The sequence below is a fragment of the Aeromonas sp. 600527 genome (assembly GCF_049175415.1).
Taxonomy (GTDB): Bacteria; Pseudomonadota; Gammaproteobacteria; order Enterobacterales; family Aeromonadaceae; genus Aeromonas; species Aeromonas veronii_A.
This window is the reverse complement of sequence record NZ_JAAKVA010000004.1, coordinates 99,029-116,711: the sequence shown is the minus strand read 5'-3', so window position 1 is coordinate 116,711 and position 17,683 is coordinate 99,029. Positions and strand designations below refer to the sequence as shown.

Annotated in this window: 12 protein-coding genes; 6 read left to right on the top strand and 6 right to left on the bottom strand. The window is 59.0% G+C overall.

The window, feature by feature from the left end:
- Window positions 1-81 precede the first annotated feature (81 nt).
- The 3 genes from G5154_RS07600 to mscM all read right to left on the bottom strand — a co-directional run bounded on the left by G5154_RS07600 (window position 82) and on the right by mscM (window position 6,104).
- Complete coding sequence (locus G5154_RS07600) at window positions 82-1,959, bottom strand: methyl-accepting chemotaxis protein (protein WP_421250663.1); 1,878 nt, start codon at window positions 1,957-1,959, stop codon at window positions 82-84.
- Between the two features lie 155 nt (window positions 1,960-2,114).
- Window positions 2,115-2,798, bottom strand: a complete 684-nt coding sequence (locus G5154_RS07595) for a glycerophosphodiester phosphodiesterase (RefSeq protein WP_421250662.1) — start codon at window positions 2,796-2,798, stop codon at window positions 2,115-2,117.
- Between the two features lie 24 nt (window positions 2,799-2,822).
- Window positions 2,823-6,104 carry a miniconductance mechanosensitive channel MscM gene (gene mscM, locus G5154_RS07590; protein WP_421250661.1) on the bottom strand — a complete coding sequence of 1,094 codons (3,282 nt, stop codon included), beginning with the start codon at window positions 6,102-6,104 and terminating at the stop codon, window positions 2,823-2,825.
- Window positions 6,105-6,259: 155 nt separating this feature from the next.
- On the opposite strand from mscM, the gene G5154_RS07585 reads away from it, so the two are divergent.
- A complete protein-coding gene (locus tag G5154_RS07585; protein ID WP_421250660.1) occupies window positions 6,260-7,597 on the top strand; it encodes an MATE family efflux transporter in 1,338 nt (445 codons plus the stop codon).
- Between the two features lie 88 nt (window positions 7,598-7,685).
- Here G5154_RS07585 and G5154_RS07580 read toward each other — a convergent pair whose 3' ends face one another.
- Window positions 7,686-8,507, bottom strand: coding sequence for a peptidoglycan DD-metalloendopeptidase family protein (locus tag G5154_RS07580; protein WP_216978206.1), 822 nt, complete (start codon window positions 8,505-8,507; stop codon window positions 7,686-7,688).
- A 302-nt stretch (window positions 8,508-8,809) separates the two neighbouring features.
- Here G5154_RS07580 and G5154_RS07575 point away from each other — a divergent pair, with 302 nt between their 5' ends.
- Window positions 8,810-9,589, top strand: coding sequence for a BPSS1780 family membrane protein (locus G5154_RS07575; protein WP_227342102.1), 780 nt, complete (start codon window positions 8,810-8,812; stop codon window positions 9,587-9,589).
- A gap of 68 nt (window positions 9,590-9,657) precedes the next feature.
- Here G5154_RS07575 and G5154_RS07570 read toward each other — a convergent pair whose 3' ends face one another.
- Window positions 9,658-10,557, bottom strand: coding sequence for a LysR family transcriptional regulator (locus G5154_RS07570; RefSeq protein ID WP_421250659.1), 900 nt, complete (start codon window positions 10,555-10,557; stop codon window positions 9,658-9,660).
- Window positions 10,558-10,683: 126 nt separating this feature from the next.
- Here G5154_RS07570 and G5154_RS07565 point away from each other — a divergent pair, with 126 nt between their 5' ends.
- The 4 genes from G5154_RS07565 (at window position 10,684) to oxyR (ending at window position 15,118) form a co-directional block, all read left to right on the top strand.
- Window positions 10,684-11,544: a Vmh family MBL fold metallo-hydrolase gene (locus tag G5154_RS07565; RefSeq protein WP_227343009.1), complete on the top strand. Its 861-nt coding sequence runs from the start codon at window positions 10,684-10,686 to the stop codon at window positions 11,542-11,544.
- A gap of 75 nt (window positions 11,545-11,619) precedes the next feature.
- Window positions 11,620-12,264 carry a DsbA family protein gene (locus G5154_RS07560; RefSeq protein WP_227342104.1) on the top strand — a complete coding sequence of 215 codons (645 nt, stop codon included), beginning with the start codon at window positions 11,620-11,622 and terminating at the stop codon, window positions 12,262-12,264.
- Between the two features lie 171 nt (window positions 12,265-12,435).
- Entirely contained in the window at window positions 12,436-14,076 is a 1,641-nt protein-coding gene (locus G5154_RS07555; RefSeq protein ID WP_337072439.1) for a methyl-accepting chemotaxis protein, read from the top strand.
- Between the two features lie 142 nt (window positions 14,077-14,218).
- The gene (gene oxyR / locus G5154_RS07550) at window positions 14,219-15,118 is read left to right on the top strand and encodes a DNA-binding transcriptional regulator OxyR (RefSeq protein WP_421250658.1); all 900 of its coding nucleotides are present in this window, start codon (window positions 14,219-14,221) and stop codon (window positions 15,116-15,118) included.
- Window positions 15,119-15,166: 48 nt separating this feature from the next.
- Here the strand turns inward: oxyR and G5154_RS07545 are convergent, their stop codons facing one another.
- Entirely contained in the window at window positions 15,167-17,638 is a 2,472-nt protein-coding gene (locus G5154_RS07545) for a penicillin-binding protein 1A (RefSeq protein ID WP_005347929.1), read from the bottom strand.
- Window positions 17,639-17,683 lie beyond the last annotated feature (45 nt).

Here is a 17,683-nt window from a genome sequence, read left to right as displayed (position 1 = left end):
CGCTGGTGTTAGATTACTCACTGATAATTAAGCGATATTTAAAAAAGTAAAGGGGCCTGTACGGCCCCTTTCTTATCATCGTCAAATGCGGAACATACCGACCTGGTTACTCAATTCACCCGAAATATTTTTAAGTTGTTCAGAGAGATGGCGTGAGCTGTCAGCATCTACCGCCAGTTCATCCGAGACATCTTTCACCGCCTGAATGTTGCGGCTGACCTCGTCGGTCACCGCTCGTTGCTCTTCCGCCGCGCTGGAGATCTGGGTCGCCATGTCGGAGATCTGATTGATGGAGGAGGTAATCTGTTCCAGCGCCTGGGTGGCGTTGTTGGCGTCATCCACGCTGTTCTGGGCAAGCAGCTGGCCTTCATGCATGGTGCTGACTGCACCCTGGGTATTGCGCTGCAGGGTCTCGATCATATTGCGGATCTCGACGGTAGAGCTATGGGTACGCTGTGACAGCACCCGCACTTCGTCAGCCACCACAGCGAAACCCCGGCCCTGTTCGCCAGCGCGGGCTGCTTCGATAGCTGCGTTGAGTGCCAGCAGGTTGGTCTGTTCAGCGATGCCCTGAATGGTGGAGAGAATGGTGTTGATCTCCTGAGCATTCTTCTCGAGCTCCTGAATAATGTCCGATGCCTGGGCAACCTGGGTTGCCAGATCGGTAATGGAGCGCTGGTTGCGGGCAATCACCTGTTTGCCATGCTCGCAGCTGCTGCTAGAGGAGCGGGCAGCTTCGGCGGTCTGTTCGGCGTTGCTGGCCACTTCAACGGCAGTGGCGGACATCTCATGGACAGCCGTGGCGATCTGGGAGATCTCGTTTTGCTGGCGTGCCAGCCCCTGATTCGCCTTCTCCGCCATGCTGTGGGAGGACTTGGCTTGCTGGTTGAGTTGGCCGGAAGAGTTGGAGATATCCTGCACCATTACATGGATCCGATCGATGAAGGTGTTGACGTGTTTGGCAACCGCGCCTACCTCATCCTCACGCTCAATCTTGATGCGACGGGTCAAGTCGCCGTTACCGCGTGAGAGATCGGCAATCGCTTCGCCCAGCGTTTTCAGGGGCGCCAGCGAGCCGTTGATGGCGACATAGGAGAAACCAGCCACGATCAGTATGGTGATAAGCCCCTGGATAAGGGAAGAGGTGACCATGCTGCGGACTGACTGGTAGGCGGTTTCCTCATCCACCATCATGCCGTAATACCAGTTGGTATTGGGGATGGCGTTAAAGTCAAAGACCTCTTTCTTGCCGCTGATCACCAGCTCGTTGATCGTACCGTCATGAGCTATCTGGTTGATGTAAGATGCGGTCAACTCAGGGGCTAACGCAGTGGCGGGTTTCAGGCTCAGGGAGGCATCTGGGTGCGCGATGATGGTGCCATTGCTGTCCACCAGCATGGCGTAGGTACCCTCGGTGGTGACCGCCAGAATATCCGAGATCAGTGAGCTGATGGAGACGTCACCGGCGATGACCCCCTGGGTATTGCCGCGCTGGAACGGCTCGGCAATGGTGACAATCAGCTGGCCGGTGGAGATGTCGGCATAGGGGGCTGTAATGACCAGCTTGCCTGCGGCGGCCGCGTCCTTGTACCAGGGGCGTTGACGTGGGTCATAACCGGCGGGCAAGTCGGTTGGTTTGCTCTGGATCATCTTGCCGTCTTCGGTACCGGCATAGACCAGGTCGAAGCCACCGGCATTCATGGACTGGGCCAGATGACTTATGGGCTCGTCTTCTTTGGCGAATGCTTCCTTGGTGGTGCTGACCATGCTGATCCGGGAGTCGACCCAGCGGGAGATCCCCTTGACGTTGGCCATGGAGCTTTCGTCGATGATGTTCCAGACCAGTCGCTGGGTCTCGCTGCGCAGTTGCGAGGTGTTGTACCAGACCTGCAGGCAGGTGATCACCAGAATGATGACCCCGATAGCCAGGACAAGCTTGTTTTTAATGGATAAGTTCATAGTTACATCCTTGTGAGCGTCAGTCTGAAGTGTGTGTGGAATCTAGTTATTGTTATGAGCCTCTGTTTATCGGCTGAAGTTGAACTCTTTGTATCCCGGTCAGCTATTTAAAGTTAGTGCTTAAATCAGTGGTTATCCATGTGCGTATCGCCCCCTCACTGCGTCAGAAAACGATCTGGTCGATTGGTGAAGATTCCATCGATCCCCATGCTAGAGAGCGTTTCATAATCTTCTGGATAATCAACGGTATAAACCAGAACTTTGAGCCCCCGGCGATGTGCATCATCGACCAGCGCGGCGTCGATGAAATCAACATCGCAATTGATGGACCAGGCCCCCAGCTCGTCGGCAAACTGCGCCAGGTTGAGCGGCAGGCTGGCGGTCAGAGCACCGAGCCGGATATCGGGCCGCAAGGCGGCAAATCGGGCCAGCTCCGGGTGATGGAAGGAGGAGACCACCCACTGGCCGGGAGTAAAGCCCAGCTCGGCCTCTGCCCGTCGGGTCAGGTCTGCCACCGCATCGGCGCTATGGGCCCCCTTGAGCTCGATATGCAGCTCGCAGCGTCCGGCGATGATCTCCATCACCTGCCACAGGGTCGGGAGCACCTCTCCCTCACCGGCATCGAGCTGCTCCAGATAGGAGCGGGATTGCTCGGTCAGCACCCCCTTGCCATTGGTGCAGCGCTCCAGCCGCCGGTCGTGGAAGACCCACAACTCGCCATCGGCCGCCTGCACGTCGATCTCGATGGCTGATGCTCCCAGCTCCAGCGCTTTGGCCATCGCCTTGAGAGTGTTTTCGGGGGCCAGGCCGCTGGCGCCACGGTGGGCAATAATCTGCATGTTCTGCTCCTTTCAACTCGCGGATCAGCCGCGGCTCAGGTGAATGTCGATCTGTTGATGGGGCAGGGTAAGTCCCTGCTGTTGCATCTTCTCCAGCACCAGCGAGTGAACCTCGTGAGTGATGGGCATCCGGTGATCCATGTTGTTGACGTAGAGGCGGATCTCGTAGATCAGCGCCGAGTCGGTGAATTCGATCAGGAATACTTCCGGACTGGGGGTCTCCAGTACCAAAGTAGAGGCATGGATCGCCTCCTCAAGAATACGTTGCACCAGTTTCGGATCACGGGTCAGACCGATCCGGATACGCAGTTTGACCCGGGTTATCGCATCGGAGAGCGACCAGTTGATGAACTGCTCGGTGATAAAGGCCTTGTTGGGCACGATGATCTCCTTGCGATCCCAATCCACTATGGTGGTCGCCCGGGTTTTGATCTTGGTGACGGTGCCGGTGAGATCGCGAATAGTAACAGTGTCACCGAGCCGGATTGGTTTCTCGAACAGGATGATGAGGCCGGAAACAAAGTTGGCGAAGATCTCCTGCAGGCCGAAACCCAGCCCTACCGAGAGGGCGGCTACCAGCCACTGGGTCTTCGACCAGTCGATACCGAGCATGGAGAAACCGGTGAGGGCGCCAACGAGGATCACCAGATACTTGCTGATCGTGGTGAGTGCAAAGCCGGTTCCGGGAGAGAGGCTGAGGTGCTGAAGCAGGGTCAGCTCCATCAGCCCCGGCAGGTTGCGGGCGGTCACCACGGTCAGGATGAAGACGAAGGCGGTCAGCATCAGATCCTGCAGGGTGATGGCGGAGAGCTGCTCGATGCCACCAATCTTGCTGCTCACCTGCCATACCTCGATATTGCTGAGGAAGCTGAACGCCGAGTTGAGATCCGACCATTGCACTACCACCAGCATGGTGAAGCCGAGCATCAGCAGGGTGCGCACCAGCCCCAGCGACTGGGCGCTGATGGTGTCGAGGTCCAGCTCAGTCTCTTCCACCACATCGGGGATCTCCGAACTTAGCTCCTCCTGATTGTCGTCACGGCCGCGCTGGGCCAGCATCTCGGCCCGCTTGCTCTTGGCACGCTCGAAGGCAAGGCGGCGGCGCTGGATCAGCATCCAGCGTCTGGCCAGATAGTAGATCAGCAGGCAACCCAGCCCCATCAGCAGGCTCAGCTCCAGCTGGCGCAGCAGGGTGCGCGAGGTATAGAAGTAGCCAAACAGGGCGCCGATCACCGCCAGCAGCGGCGCCAGCATCAGGCTGTTCCAGATGAAGTGGTGCAGCAGATGGGGCTTGGTCATGTCGGTCTGGCCCCAGGTGAGCGGCAGCCGCTCCCGGTTGAGGCGGGCAAAGAACAGCAGCAGCCAGAGTGCACCGATCATGAAGGCCATCCGGCCGAGGGAGTCGTAGAAGGCGTGCTCCTGATAGCTGTTGGCCATCCCCTGCACAAAGAAACTCGGGATCAGTACCAGCAGCAGGGTGCGAAACTGCCCCCATACCTTTTGCACCTGTTCCCGGGGCCAGCGGAAGTGGTGGATCAAAATCCCCCGCTCCAGCGTCAGATGGCGGGCCATCACCAGTGCCAGCAGCAGAAACCAGATCTCGCCAAGGCCGCGTGCTACCGCCACCGCAAACGGGTATTGCCAGGCCCCTTCGAGCAGGCCGCGCACCATCAGCACCATGGCGGGCAAGGGGAGGGCGGCAAGCAGGGAGCGCAGCAGCAAGCGGCTGGTGAGGCTGAATTTGTCCTGGGTCACCTTGCCGATCCGCGGCGCAATATGGTCGCAATAGAGGCTCAGGTGACGGGCCAGCTTGAACCAGCTCCAGGCCAGCACCAGCAGACCAATACCGGCTAGCGTGAGGCTCAGCGGGCTGTTCTCGGCGATGGCATAGGGCAGTTGCAACCAGTTGTCCGGGTTGAAGGCCAGGGTCAGCGCGGCAGGAATACCGAGCATCACCTGTGGGGTAAAGGGGCGCACATCCGGCATCCAGAACAGGTGGCTGGCGCTTATTTCGCGGATCTCGTCGATCTTGCTGTTCTGGCGGCTGTATAGAAGCTTGAGACGAGTCTGCTCCTGAATGAGGGTGTCTGAGGCGTCGTTGAGCCGGGTCAGCAGTTGGCGCCGGGCCTTGAGCAGGTTGTCGAGCACCGCTTGCTGTGGCCGATCGAGCGTCACCTCCTCTTCGGCCATCAGCTTGTCGCGCAACTGGCGGGTATCCTTGAGCCCATCCTGCTCGCTCTCGTACTGGTACTTGGCCATGCGGGCGCTGACGATGGCGGACTCCAGCTTGTCGAGGGGGAACTGGGGAGGCAGATCGGAGAGTTTGCTGCGCAGGTTCTCGCCGTAGGCATTACTGATCTGCAGCCACTCCAGCTGTTCGCGCACCGAGTTGACCAGCTCATTCAGCTCAAACAGATTTTTGTCGATGGTGCGCTGCTCATCCTGCACCCGCTCAATCTGATCTTCCAGTGTGCCGAGCTGGATGGAGAGCGCCTGATTCTGCTGTTGTTGCTCCAGCAGCAGCGGCATGTCGGTGGTGAGCTGTTTGCGCAGCCGTTCGCTCTCCTCCAGCGCCTGCTCGGTCTTCTCCCGTCGCAGCTGGTTCTGCTGGGTCAGCAGGCTGGCTTGCCACTCATCCTCGTCGGCGATGGCCAGATTGAGCTCCTGCAGTTTCAGCTTGCCGAGATCGTTGCGCTGCTGGGCAGAGAGCTGCTCCAGCTCCAGCATCTGGATCCGGTCGGAGAGGCTCTGCTCTTTCATTCTGGTCAGCAGCAGCTGTGCCTCCTGCTGGCGATCCGATTCGCTGCTGAAGCTCAGTCGCTCCAGCTGGCTGCGGGTCAGTTGCAGCTGTTTGCGCAGATCATCCACCCGCAGGTGATACTCCTGCCCGGTACTCTCTAGCTGGTTGAGGCTATCCATCACCCCCTGCCGCTCCTTGCGCAGATTGAGTTGACGGTTGCTGCTCAGGCCTATGGCCTGGCGCAGCGCCTCCTCCTTGAGGCTCGCCAGCGGCGGGCGAGCGGCGGGCTGATAGTTGTGCAGGCTCTCCTTGAGCCGTGCCGACTCCTTGGGGTAATCGATAAGGATCTGCTGATAGGCTTTGCTCTGCTCCCGGTAACGCTCGGCCTCTCTGGCAAATTGCAGCGCCTGCTGGTAGCTCTCCCGCAGCTTCTGGTTTTCCGGGGTATCGCTCTTGGGCACGCTCTGCAACAGGGATTCGGCCTGGGCAATGGCATCGTCGGCGCGCACGGCTGGCGGCAACAAGATAAGGGAGAGCAGCAAGAGGGTGAGCAGGCGTTGCAACATGAGGCTCGTTTCCGTTCAGAAGAGGTGGCCCTAGCCTAAAACAGGGCAGGGAGGCGGGTAAAGCAGTCTATATTAATGATTCATAACACAAATAACAGGAAGTCGTGCTGCCGTTTCGCTATGATCCCGGCCGCTTTCTCTCCACCGAGTCGAATATGTCAGCTGTTGATCTGGGCACAGCCCCGCTATCTCGCCTTTTCTGGCGTTACGTAACCCCGACCGTGGCGGCCATGCTGATCACCGGCATCTATGTCACCATCGATGGCATCTTCGTTGGCCATGTGCTGGGTCAGGATGGCATGGCCGGTTTGATGCTGGCTTATCCCATCTGCGCCGTGCTCTATGCGGTGGGGGCGCTGATCGGCATGGGGGCCTCGTCGCTGGTCTCCTTCTATCTGGGGCAGGGCAACCCGGCCAAAGCCCGCCATATCGTCGGAAATGCGCTGGTGATGGTGTTGCTGGCCTCGGCACTGCTCAGTTTTATCGGGATCCGCTATGGCGAGCCCATGCTGGCCTGGATGGGGGCGGAGGGGGAGATCTTCACCGCCGGGCTCTCCTACCTGCAGGCCTACGCCTGGCTTGGCGTCTTTGCGGTGCTGTCGATGGCGTTCAGCTCGCTGCTGCGCAACGATGGGCGCCCCGGATTTGTCACCCTCATCATGGTAGTCGGGGGGCTGCTCAACGTGCTGCTCGACTATCTGTTGATGGTGGTGTTTCCGTTCGGACTGGCCGGGGTGGCGACGGCCACCATGCTCTCCCAGGCAGTGACGGGCCTTGCTTGCCTGTGGCACTTCTTCACACCGCGTAGCCAGCTGCGGATAAGTTGGGACACCTTGCGCCCCGATCTGCGGCTGATGGGCGAGACGGTGCGCCTCGGGGGCTCCAGTTTTCTGATGTACCTCTATCTCTCGGTAGTGCTGGCGCTGCACAACAAGGCGTTGCTGGCGGTCGGCACTTCGCTGCATGTGGCGGCCTACGGGGTGATCAGTTACACCGAGGCCTTCTTCTATCTGGTGTTCGAGGGGATCGCCATGGGTATCCAGCCCATCGCCAGCTTCAACGCAGGAGCCGGTCACTGGCGGCGGGTGCTGCGGATCCGCAACCTGGCACTCGGAGTGACGTTGGGGATCGCCCTGTGCGCCATGTTCCCGCTTTATCTGTGGCCGGAGGCGGCGGTCTATCTGTTTGCCGGCGACAACGCCACCCTGCTGCCGGTGGCGAGCCTCGGGATCTGGCTCTACTTCTGGGGGCTGCCGATGGAGGGCTTGCTGCTGGTGGGGGCCACCTACTTCCAGGCCATCAATCGGGCTCGCATCGCCTCCCTGCTCACTGGTGGCAAGCTGGTGCTGATCGGCGGTTTCTTGTGGGGATTCTCGACCCTGTGGGGCGTGCCCGGGGTCTGGCTGGCATTGCCAACGTGCAGCTCATTGCTGGTGTTGGTGATGTGGCGGGCGATGCGTCGGGAGTCCGGCGCCCACGCGCTGGCCGGATAGGTAATCAGGTTCGACGTGCAGATAGCAGACAGGCAGCCATGGGCTGCCTGTTTTGTTAGAGGATGTTTTGTTAACGGGCTCTGCCGATTCAGGGCTTGAAGGCACCGATAAAGATGGCGGGATCGACCCGGGTGTCGTTGAGGCTGACGTTCCAGTGCATATGGGGGCCGGTAGCGCGGCCGGTCGAACCGACTCGCCCGACGATGCCGCCACGCGGCAGGCTCTGGCCGAGCTTCACATCGATCTTCGACATGTGGCAGAACATGCTGATGAGCCCCTGACCGTGGTCGACAAAGACGGTATTGCCATTGAAGAAGTAGTTGCCGATCAGGATCACCTTGCCGGCGGCGGGGGACTTGATCGGGGTGCCGGCGTCCACGGCGAAGTCGAGGCCGGAGTGGGGATTGCGCTCCTCGCCATTGAAGAAACGACGCAGGCCAAACGGGCTGGAGAGGGGGCCGTTGACCGGCTTGTCGAACAGCAGGTTGCTCGGCTGGTTGGGGCTGAAGGTCTGGTAAGCCCGGGTCTGCTCCGCCAGCTCTCGGTTGATGCGGGTCATATCCTCGGCGAGCGGATTGACCTGACGGCTGTTCTTGAGCTTGATATGCTGCTCGCGGTAGTGCTTGGGGGTCACGGTGAAGCCGAGAGTACGGCCATCACCTGTGGTCAGTTGCTGGGCGCCGGGCGTGCTTTTCAGAGAGATGCCGACGATGGCGATCCACTGGTTGTCTTCGCGCACTACCAGCACGGGCTTGTCGTGATAGCGGGCCGTGGGGGCAGTGGGTGACGCGCCAAGAGGGATCACCGCAACGCCACCTGGTACCGGATGGTTGAGCAGGCGACTGATAAAACCCTCGGCCAAGGCCGACTGGCTGGCCAGTAACAACAACAGACAACACACAACTCTCATGACGATACCACTCGATGTTAAAGCGCCCGGGATGGCGGGATGACAACCCCCTGTCCGGTATTCATCGATCACTAAAGGGTGATCACGACACGTAGGCCACGACAGGCGCGGCTGGGGAAGGGGGCAGATTGTGCCTCGTTATGGTCGGGGCAGCCAGTGGCGGGGCGTGGCTGATGCCCCTTTTGTGCATAGTTGCGTCAGGTTTTATGTCGTGCTCGGGTTGCTTCGCCATTGAGTCGCCCCCGCCCTGGCTCTAGAATCGGCTTCCGGCACTTATGCCACCGACACTCCGAGGAGACGATATGAACGGATTACCCCCTTTGCGCACCACACCGGCCCGATACACGACAGGTCGTGGCTGGCTCTGGGTTCGCAGCGGGTTCGATATCTTCAACAAGGGGATGGGGATCAGCGTAGCCATGGTGCTGGTCTGGTTTATGGTGGGCATGCTGCTGGAGCAACTGCCGGCGGGGGGCCTTATCTCCCAGCTGCTCTACATGGTGTGGGGCGCGGGTTGGGTGGCGGTCGCCGCTCGGGGTTATCGGGGGGAGCCGCTGCAGTTTGCCGATCTCTTCGCCGGTTTTCGCCACAAGTTGACCCCGCTGATGCTCGGCGGTCTGCTGGTGTTGCTGCTGTTCAGCCTGGTTGGCCTCGTCTGTCTCGGTCTGCTCTCCGTGTGGGGGCTGCTCCCGCTGTTGACGCAGGATCCCGAGAGCATGGTGGTCTCTGCCAGCCAGTTGCAACAACTGCTGCTGGTGTTGCTGGTGGGAATGCTGCTCATCATTCCCGTGCTGATGGGGGTCACCTTTGCTCCTGCGCTGATCTACCACCACGATATCGGCATCATCCAGGCGGTGCGTCTGAGCTTCTTCGGCTGCTGGCGCAATATGTGGCCCTTCTTCTGGTGGGGGCTGCTCTCAGCCATGTTGCTGCTGTTTGGCGCGGCGCTGCTGCTGGTGGGTCTGCTGGTGGTGATCCCGGCGCTCAACTACTCCATCTATGTGGCTTATCGGGATATTTTCCTGGACGAGAGTGCGCAGCAGGAAGCGCCTCACTCAGAACCATTCGGATTTGAAGCCTGATCAAGGGATCGGAATGAAGAAGGGGCACGCAGCGGCCCCTTCTCTTCATGGTCGGGTTTGAGGTGTGCTTACTCCTGCCAGATGGGATCCGCCGCCATGCGGGCTAGCAGAAAATCGAGGAAGCTGCGCAGCAGTGGCGACATCTGTTTGCGGGTAGCATACACCCCGTAGACCCCGAGGCGCTTGGGCTGCCAGTCGGTCAGCAGGGGCACCAGTTCTCCGCGCTCCAGATAGGGTTGGGCCGAGTAGCGTGGCTGCAGGCTGATCCCTGCGCCTTCCAGCGTTGCTTCCAGCAGCAGGTTGGAGATATTGGCGCTCAGGTTACCGCTGACCGGCACTGACTCGGGACCGTCCGGTCCATTAAACTCCCACAGGCTCTTGCCGAAGTAGGTGTAGGTGAGGCAGTTGTGCAGCGCCAAATCCTGCACCTTGTGTGGCATCGGATGACGGGCCAGATAGGCCGGGCTGGCACAGACTACCGAGTGGCAGGTGCCGAGACGGCGCGCCACCAGATTGGGGTCGAGGTCGTTGGTGATGCGCACCGCCAGATCGATCCGCTCCTCTACCAGATTGACGGTTCTGTCGAGCAGCAGAATGTCGATGGCCGTCCCCGGGTATTGCGCCAGATAGTCGTTGGCAGCCCCGACCAGCAGCGCTTCTGACAGGGAGTAGCTGCTGGTGATCCGCAGTTGTCCCTTGGGGGCGTCATCTCCCTTCATGGTGATCTGCTCCATTTCTTCGCCGAGGGCCAGCATGGCGCGGGCCCGGTTCAGCGCTTCCTCTCCCGGCCCGGTCAGGCTCAGACGACGGGTGGTGCGGTGCAGCAGGCGAGCGCCCATCCAGCTCTCCAGCTCGGCCAGATAGCGTGACACCATGGCGCGCGACATATCCAGTTTCTCTCCGGCGCCGCTCAGGCTCCCCTGTTCGACTACGCTGACGAAGACCCGCAATGCGGTCAGTCGATCCATGTATGGCTCTCTATATGTTCGATAAGTGCAACAGTGATGTGCTTTTTATGCTGTATTTGCACCTTATGTGATCCAATACACTCTGTCCATCAAATGAACCCCCGAATACTTAATGAGGAATAGATGATGAACAACACCCTGATCCGCAACCTGACTCTGGCGACCACCCTGCTGAGTGGCGCCGCACTGGCAGCCCCCCTGAGCGTGACCGTCTATAACCCTGGCGAGAAGGCGATCTTCCCGGTCTCCTCCTCACTGGTGACCGGTGACAAAGAGGCCATCCTGATCGATGCCCAGTTCGACGTACAAAATGGTCAGGCGCTGGTCGACATGATCAAGAAGAGCGGCAAGAAGCTGACCACTGTCTATATCAGTGCCGGTGACCCCGACTTCTACTTCGGTCTGGAGCCGGTCATGGCTGCGTTCCCGGATGTCAAGGTGCTGGCCGACCAGCATGTGGTTGACCACATCAACCAGACCAAGGATGCCAAGCTGAACTACTGGAGCCCGATCCTCGGCAAGGGGGCACCGAAGAGCCTGACCGTGCCGCAAGTGATGACGGCCAGTCACCTGACGCTGGATGGCGAGAAGATTGAAATCAAAGAGATGAACACCCCGAATGCCTACCTCTGGGCCCCTTCCATCAAGACTGCTTTTGGTGGTGTGCCGGTTTACCACGGGGTGCATGTCTGGATGGCCGACAGCCAGACCAAAGCGGCCCGCAGCAACTGGGTCAAGGCGCTGGACAACCTGCTGGCCCTGAAACCCGAACGTGTAGTACCGGGCCACTTCCTGGGCACTGCGCCCAAAGGCACTGCTGCTGTGACCTTTACCCGTGACTATGTAGAGCGTTTCGAGCTGGAGCTGGCCAAGGCAAAAAATTCCGGCGAGCTGATTGAGGCCCTGAAGAAGGCCTATCCGGCACTGCCGGTTGACGATGGTCTGGCCATCGGTGCCAAGGTCAATACCGGCGAGATGAAGTGGTAAGCCACTGAGCCTGCTCTCCCTGTGTTTTTTTACCGGGCCTCAGGGCCCGTTTTTTTATCCGAGATTGAAGCGAGAATGAAGATGAGCGAACCACAAACCATCCTCCATTATGTCTATGACCCGCTCTGTGGCTGGTGCTACGGTGCCGCCCCCCTGTTGCAGGCGGCAGCCACCATTGACGGGCTCGAGATCGAGCTGCATGCGGGCGGTCTCTGGCTGGGTAGTCGCCGTCAGCCGATGGGCGAGGCATTGCGTGATTATGTGCGCCCCCATGATCAGCGGATCGAAGCGCTGACCGGTCAGCATTTTGGCGAGCGCTACTTCAACGAACTGCTGCTGCGGGAAGGGGCTCTGCTGGACTCCGAGCCGCCGATCCGCGCGGTCTTGGCCGTCACGACATTGGGGGGCGATGGGCTGGCCATGTTGCACCGGATCCAACAATCCCACTATAGGGAAGGGAGCTGGATTGGTGAGCCGGCGTTTCTTGCCAGGCTGGCGGCAGAGCAGGGGATTGCAGCGGAGGCATTCCAGCAAGCTTATCTGCAGGCCCCCTTGCTGCAACATCTGGCAGATAGCCAGGGCTGGATGAAATGGCTGGGTGGTCAGGGTTATCCTACCCTTGGGCTGATGCACAAGGGGCGGGTCACGCCTGTACGGGTTGCCGATTTTATGGGGGAGCCGGATGCTCTGAGCACGCATCTGCTGGCTCTAATGACATGATGGCTGTTATTTGAACACGAGACCGCTTCAGGAAAGGTGTCCAGGGCCGATAGGTAAACAATCACAGAAACGGTATGAAATCCTTCTGTTTTCCGGGTGCAGGCTATGCTCTATATGACCATTCCCGGTGGATGTTGCGGGAGTGAAGACTCATTTCAAGGAAGCCCTTATATGTTCAAAAACATGTCCATCGGCCAGAAACTGAGTGCCGGATTTGCCATCCTGGCCTTGTTGGTACTGGGCTTGGCCTGGTTTTCAATCAGCCAGCTGGCAAAGCTCTATGGTGATACCGAAACCATCACGGGTAATTTACTGCCTTCTACTCGTCTGGCGAGCCAGATGCATGTTGCCGTGCTGGATGCGCGTCGTTCAGAGTTGGCCCAGGTCATCGGTGGCCTGAACAAGGATGAGCAAGAGGTAAGCGATCGCACCCTGACCTTCAATAAGGCCAAGCAGGAATTTGAGCAAGCAGCCCAAAAATATGGTGCTTTACCTTTCACTACTGGTGAAGAGAAGCAGGTTTATGAGCAGGTGGTTGCGGCGGGGGCCAAGTATTTTTCGGTGCATGACCAGCTGCTAAATGCCTTTGCTGCTGGCGATCTGGATAAAGTCAGAAGTCTGCGCAAAAACGAGACTCGTGCCGCATTGGAAGAGGTTGGTGCCAAGTCTTATCGTTTGCGGGAGATCAATAACGAGATTGCCGATGAGATGGTGAAAGACATTGCGGCCATGTATAGCAATGCCAGAACCATGAGCATTATTGTCAGCCTAGTGACGCTGGGTTTTGTGGTGGTGATTGCCTGGCTGTTGACCGCCCAGATCCGCAATCCGGTGATGGCCCTTCTGGAGCAGACTCGCCGTGTCTCCTCCGGCGATCTTACATCCCGCATCGATATGCAGCAGTTCAACAATGATGAACTGGGCACCCTTGCCAAAGGGTTTGGCGAGATGCAGACCAATTTGCGCACCCTGGTCAGTGAAGTCTCGGGCTCAGTGGTGCAACTGAGTTCGGCCACCGAAGAGATGAGCTCGGTAGCAAGGCAGTCAGCGGCCAACATGAGTGCCCAGCAGCATGAACTTAATCAGCTGGCAACCGCGATGAACGAGATGCAGGCCACGGTGCAGGAGGTTTCTCGCAACACCAGCGATGCCGCCAGTGCCGCCACCTCGGCCAGCGAAACCGCAGAGATTGGGGCCAAGACTGTTAATGACTCTATTTTGCGCATCGAGCGGGTGGCAGGGGCCATCGAGAGCACTGCAGTGGTGATCCGGCAACTGGGCGATGATAGCCGCAATATCGGCATGGTGCTGGAGGTGATCCGCGGCATTGCCGAACAGACCAACCTGCTGGCATTGAACGCGGCCATTGAAGCGGCCCGTGCCGGTGAGCAGGGACGGGGGTTTGCGGTGGTGGCTGATGAGGTGCGTACGCTGGCCAAGCGCACTCAGGACTCCACCTCCCAGATCAATACCATCATTGCCGAGTTGCAGCAGCGTGCCGAACAGGCGGGCAGTACCATGCAACAGAGTCAGGAGCTGATGAACACCACTGTAGCTACCGCTCGGGAGGCGGGAGAGTCCATTTCCCAGATCAGTGGCTCGGTCAGCAGCATCTCCCACATGAATATCCAGATTGCGACAGCCACCGAAGAGCAGGGGGCGGTGAGTGAGGAGCTCAACCGCAACGTGGTCAATATCAGCCACGCCTCCGAAGAGGTGGCGGCCGGTGCCACCCAGATGGCTCAAGCTTGCAACGAGTTGAACCATTTGGCCAGCCAGTTGCAGGATATGGTGCGCCGTTTCAGGGTGTAATCCCTTGTCGAGTCAAACAGCCCGATTGCCGCGAGGTGATCGGGCTTTGTTATTTCCGAGGGCCAGAGCGAGCCGATGACTTGTTCCGCCGGGTGATATTGTGCATGCTGATGGCCCATTTTCCAGGCAGGACTCTTGCTGTATGAATCTTCGCGATCTCGAATATCTGGTGGCGCTGGATGAGGAAAAACATTTTCGCAAAGCCGCCGAACGCTGCTTTGTCAGTCAACCTACCCTGAGTGGTCAGCTGCGCAAGCTGGAGGATGAACTCGGTGTCATTCTGATCGAACGTACCTCGCGCAAGGTGCTGTTTACCCCGGCTGGCGATGCCATGGCTCATCAGGCGCGTCGGGTGCTCAAGGAGGTGCGTGAGCTCAAGAGCATCGGCCAGCATTTTTCCGAGCCGATGTCCGGGGAGATCCATATCGGCTTTATTCCGACTGTGGGCCCTTATCTGTTGCCCCGCATTATCCAGGCCCTGCGTGAGCGTTTCCCCCAGCTGGAGTTCTACCTCTATGAGGAGCAAACCCAGACCCTGCTCAAGCGGCTGGAAGAGGGGGAGCTGGATTGCATCATTCTGGCCGAGATGCCGGGGATGGAGGGGTTTGGTTCAATCCAGCTCTACCACGAGCCGATGTGGTTGGCGGTGCCTTGCCATCACCCCGAAGCACAGGCCAGACAGGTGCCGCTCGGCAATCTCAAGGGCAAGAAATTGCTGATGCTGGCCGATGGCCACTGTTTGCGGGATCAGGCGATGGGATTCTGTTTTGCTGGTGGGATAGGTGAAGATCAGCGCTTCAAGGGTACCAGTCTCGAGACCCTGCGCAACATGGTAGCTGCCGGTAGCGGCATGACTCTGGTACCAAAGCTGGCCGTACCTGCCGATCATGATGAGGGAGGAGTCAGTTATCGACCCGTGGTCGACCCGGTGCCAGGGCGGACTATCTCGCTGCTCTATCGCCACTACTCGGTGCGTCGCCCTTGTTTCAACGAGTTGGCGGCCACGATCACTACATTGATGCGCAAGCAGTTGGCCCAATAAAAAACCGGCAGCCAAGGCTGCCGGTTCTGCTTCTGCCGCAAAAGCGACCTAGAAGATATCGTCGGTAGAGACAGGCCCTTCCATATCTGGGTTGTCGCCGCCGTAGACCTGATTGCCGTCCGAGCTGGGCGCAGCGTAACGGGTCGGCTCAGTACCTTCCTTGAAGTATTCGTCGGTGCCACCACTGGTCGCCAGCAGGCCTGTTTCGCTGTCAATCTTCACCGTCATGATCCCCTCGGGAACCGGCATCTTGTGCTCCGGTAGCTTTTTGAGAGCGACTTTCATGAAGTCGATCCAGATAGGCTGTGCGGCGCCACCACCAAATTCGGCACGACCAAGGCCACGTTGGTGGTTGTCAAAACCGATCCAGGAAGTAGCGACTATGTCCGGGGTGTAGCCGGAGAACCAGGCATCCCGCGATTCGTTGGTGGTACCGGTTTTACCGGAGATGTCGTGACGCTTCAGGTCGCGGGCTGCACGCCAGCCGGTACCACGCCAGCCGTTGCCACCCCAGATGGCTGTGCTCAGGGTGTCGGTGATCAGGAATGCGCTCTGGGCACTTATGGTATGCGGGGCTATGAGCGGTGCGAGAGGAGTCTGAGAGCCATCTTGTGCTGTGCCATCAACAGTTGGCTGTGACTGTGTGCTCTGTTCGGACGCCGTCTGCTGTTCGCAATTGCTGCAGGCGATGGCGGGATTGGCCTGATAGAGGGTGTTCTCCAGGCTGTCGGTCACTTTGTCGATGAAATATGGTGTCACCAGGAAGCCACCGTTGGCCAGTACCGAGTAACCACGTACCACCTCGAGGGGGGTGAATTCGGCAGCGCCCAGTGCCAGCGACTCATGGGGAGAGATGAAGTCGCGAGGGAAGCCAAAGCGGGTCAGACCATCTATATAGGTATCCAGACCGATGGCGCGCATCAGTCGAACCGACATCACGTTCTTGGACTTGGCCAGACCCAGACGCAGCGGGGTGGGACCATCATAAACGGCCGGGGAGTTCTTGGGCTGCCACATGGGCCCTTTTGACGGATCCCACTGGTTGATCGGCGCATCGTTGATGAGCGACGCCAAGGTATAGCCGTGCTCCAGCGCGGTCGCATAAAGGAAAGGCTTGATATTGGAACCAATCTGGCGACGAGCTTGATCGACCCGGTTGAATTTGGAGAGCTCAAAGCTGAACCCCCCGACCAGTGCTTCCAGTGCCCCATTTTTCGGATTCATGGCAACCAGCGCGGCGTTGACGTCCGGGATTTGGGACAGCAGCAACTCTTCGCCCTCTTCCCGCACCCAGATCTGGGCGCCGACTTTTAGTACATCGCGCGCCGATTTCGGGGCATAGCTCTGACGGTCGTCGGTAATAAAGGAGCGGGCCCATTTAATGCCGTTCCAGCCGAGCTCTGCTTCCTTGCCATTTTTCAGTACCAGCGTTGCGCTCCGGTCACCGAGCTTGGTCACGACCGCCGCCATCAGCGGATCATAAGTGGGCTGCTTGCCAAGGTGGGCCACGATCTGTTCGTAATCCCAGGCTGACTCACCAGCCTTCCACAACTGAGCCGTCGGGCCACGATAGCCGTGACGCATATCGTAGGCAAAGACGCCATCCAGCAGCGCCTGTCTGGCCGCCCGCTGGCGTTCGGCAGAGACGGTAGTATAGACGTGCAGGCCCATGGTGTAGGCATCTTCACCGAACTGCTCGACCATCTTCTGGCGAACCATTTCCCCCAGATAGGGGGCGTGCAGGGTCACTTCGGCGCCGTGAAAACGGGCCTTGATCGGCATTTTGGAGGCTTCGTCAAATTGGGCCTGGGTGATCTTGCCGGTCTCCAGCATCCGGCCCAGCACAACGTTGCGGCGAGCAAAGGCGCGTTCGGGGGAGCGGATGGGGTTGAGCATGGAGGGGGCTTTGGGCAGACCGGCAATGATGGCGATCTCGTCCAGCCCCAGATCCTTGACCTCTTTACCAAAATAAACCTGAGCCGCAGCACCGATCCCGAAGGAGCGATAACCGAGAGGGATCTTGTTGAGGTAGAGTTCGAGGATCTCGTCTTTCGAGAGATTCTGCTCGATCCGCCAGGCCAGAAAGACCTCCTTGATCTTGCGGATGATGGTTTTCTCATTACTCAGGAAGAAGTTGCGGGCAACCTGCTGGGTGATGGTACTCGCGCCCTGACGGGCATGGCCAGATACGGCCCAGACGGAGGCTGCGCGAATGATGCCGATGGGGTCAATGCCAGGGTGTTCATAGAAGCGGGCATCTTCGGTTGCCAGTACTGCATCGATCATTGGCTGGGGGATTTCATCCAGGCGCAACGGAATGCGACGGATTTCGCCATATTGGGCGATCAACTCCCCATCTCTGCTGTAGACCCGCATCGGGGTTGCCAGTTTGACATCACGCAGTGCGGTGACATCGGGCAGTTGGGGTTTTATATAGAAGTAGATACCGATGAGGCTGGCAACACCCAGCACAGCACCCAGCATCATGACAATAAACAGGCGAACGAGCCATTTCAGCATGGAAGAACTACCAATCGTCTTAAATTTAGCCAACGGGCGCAGAGT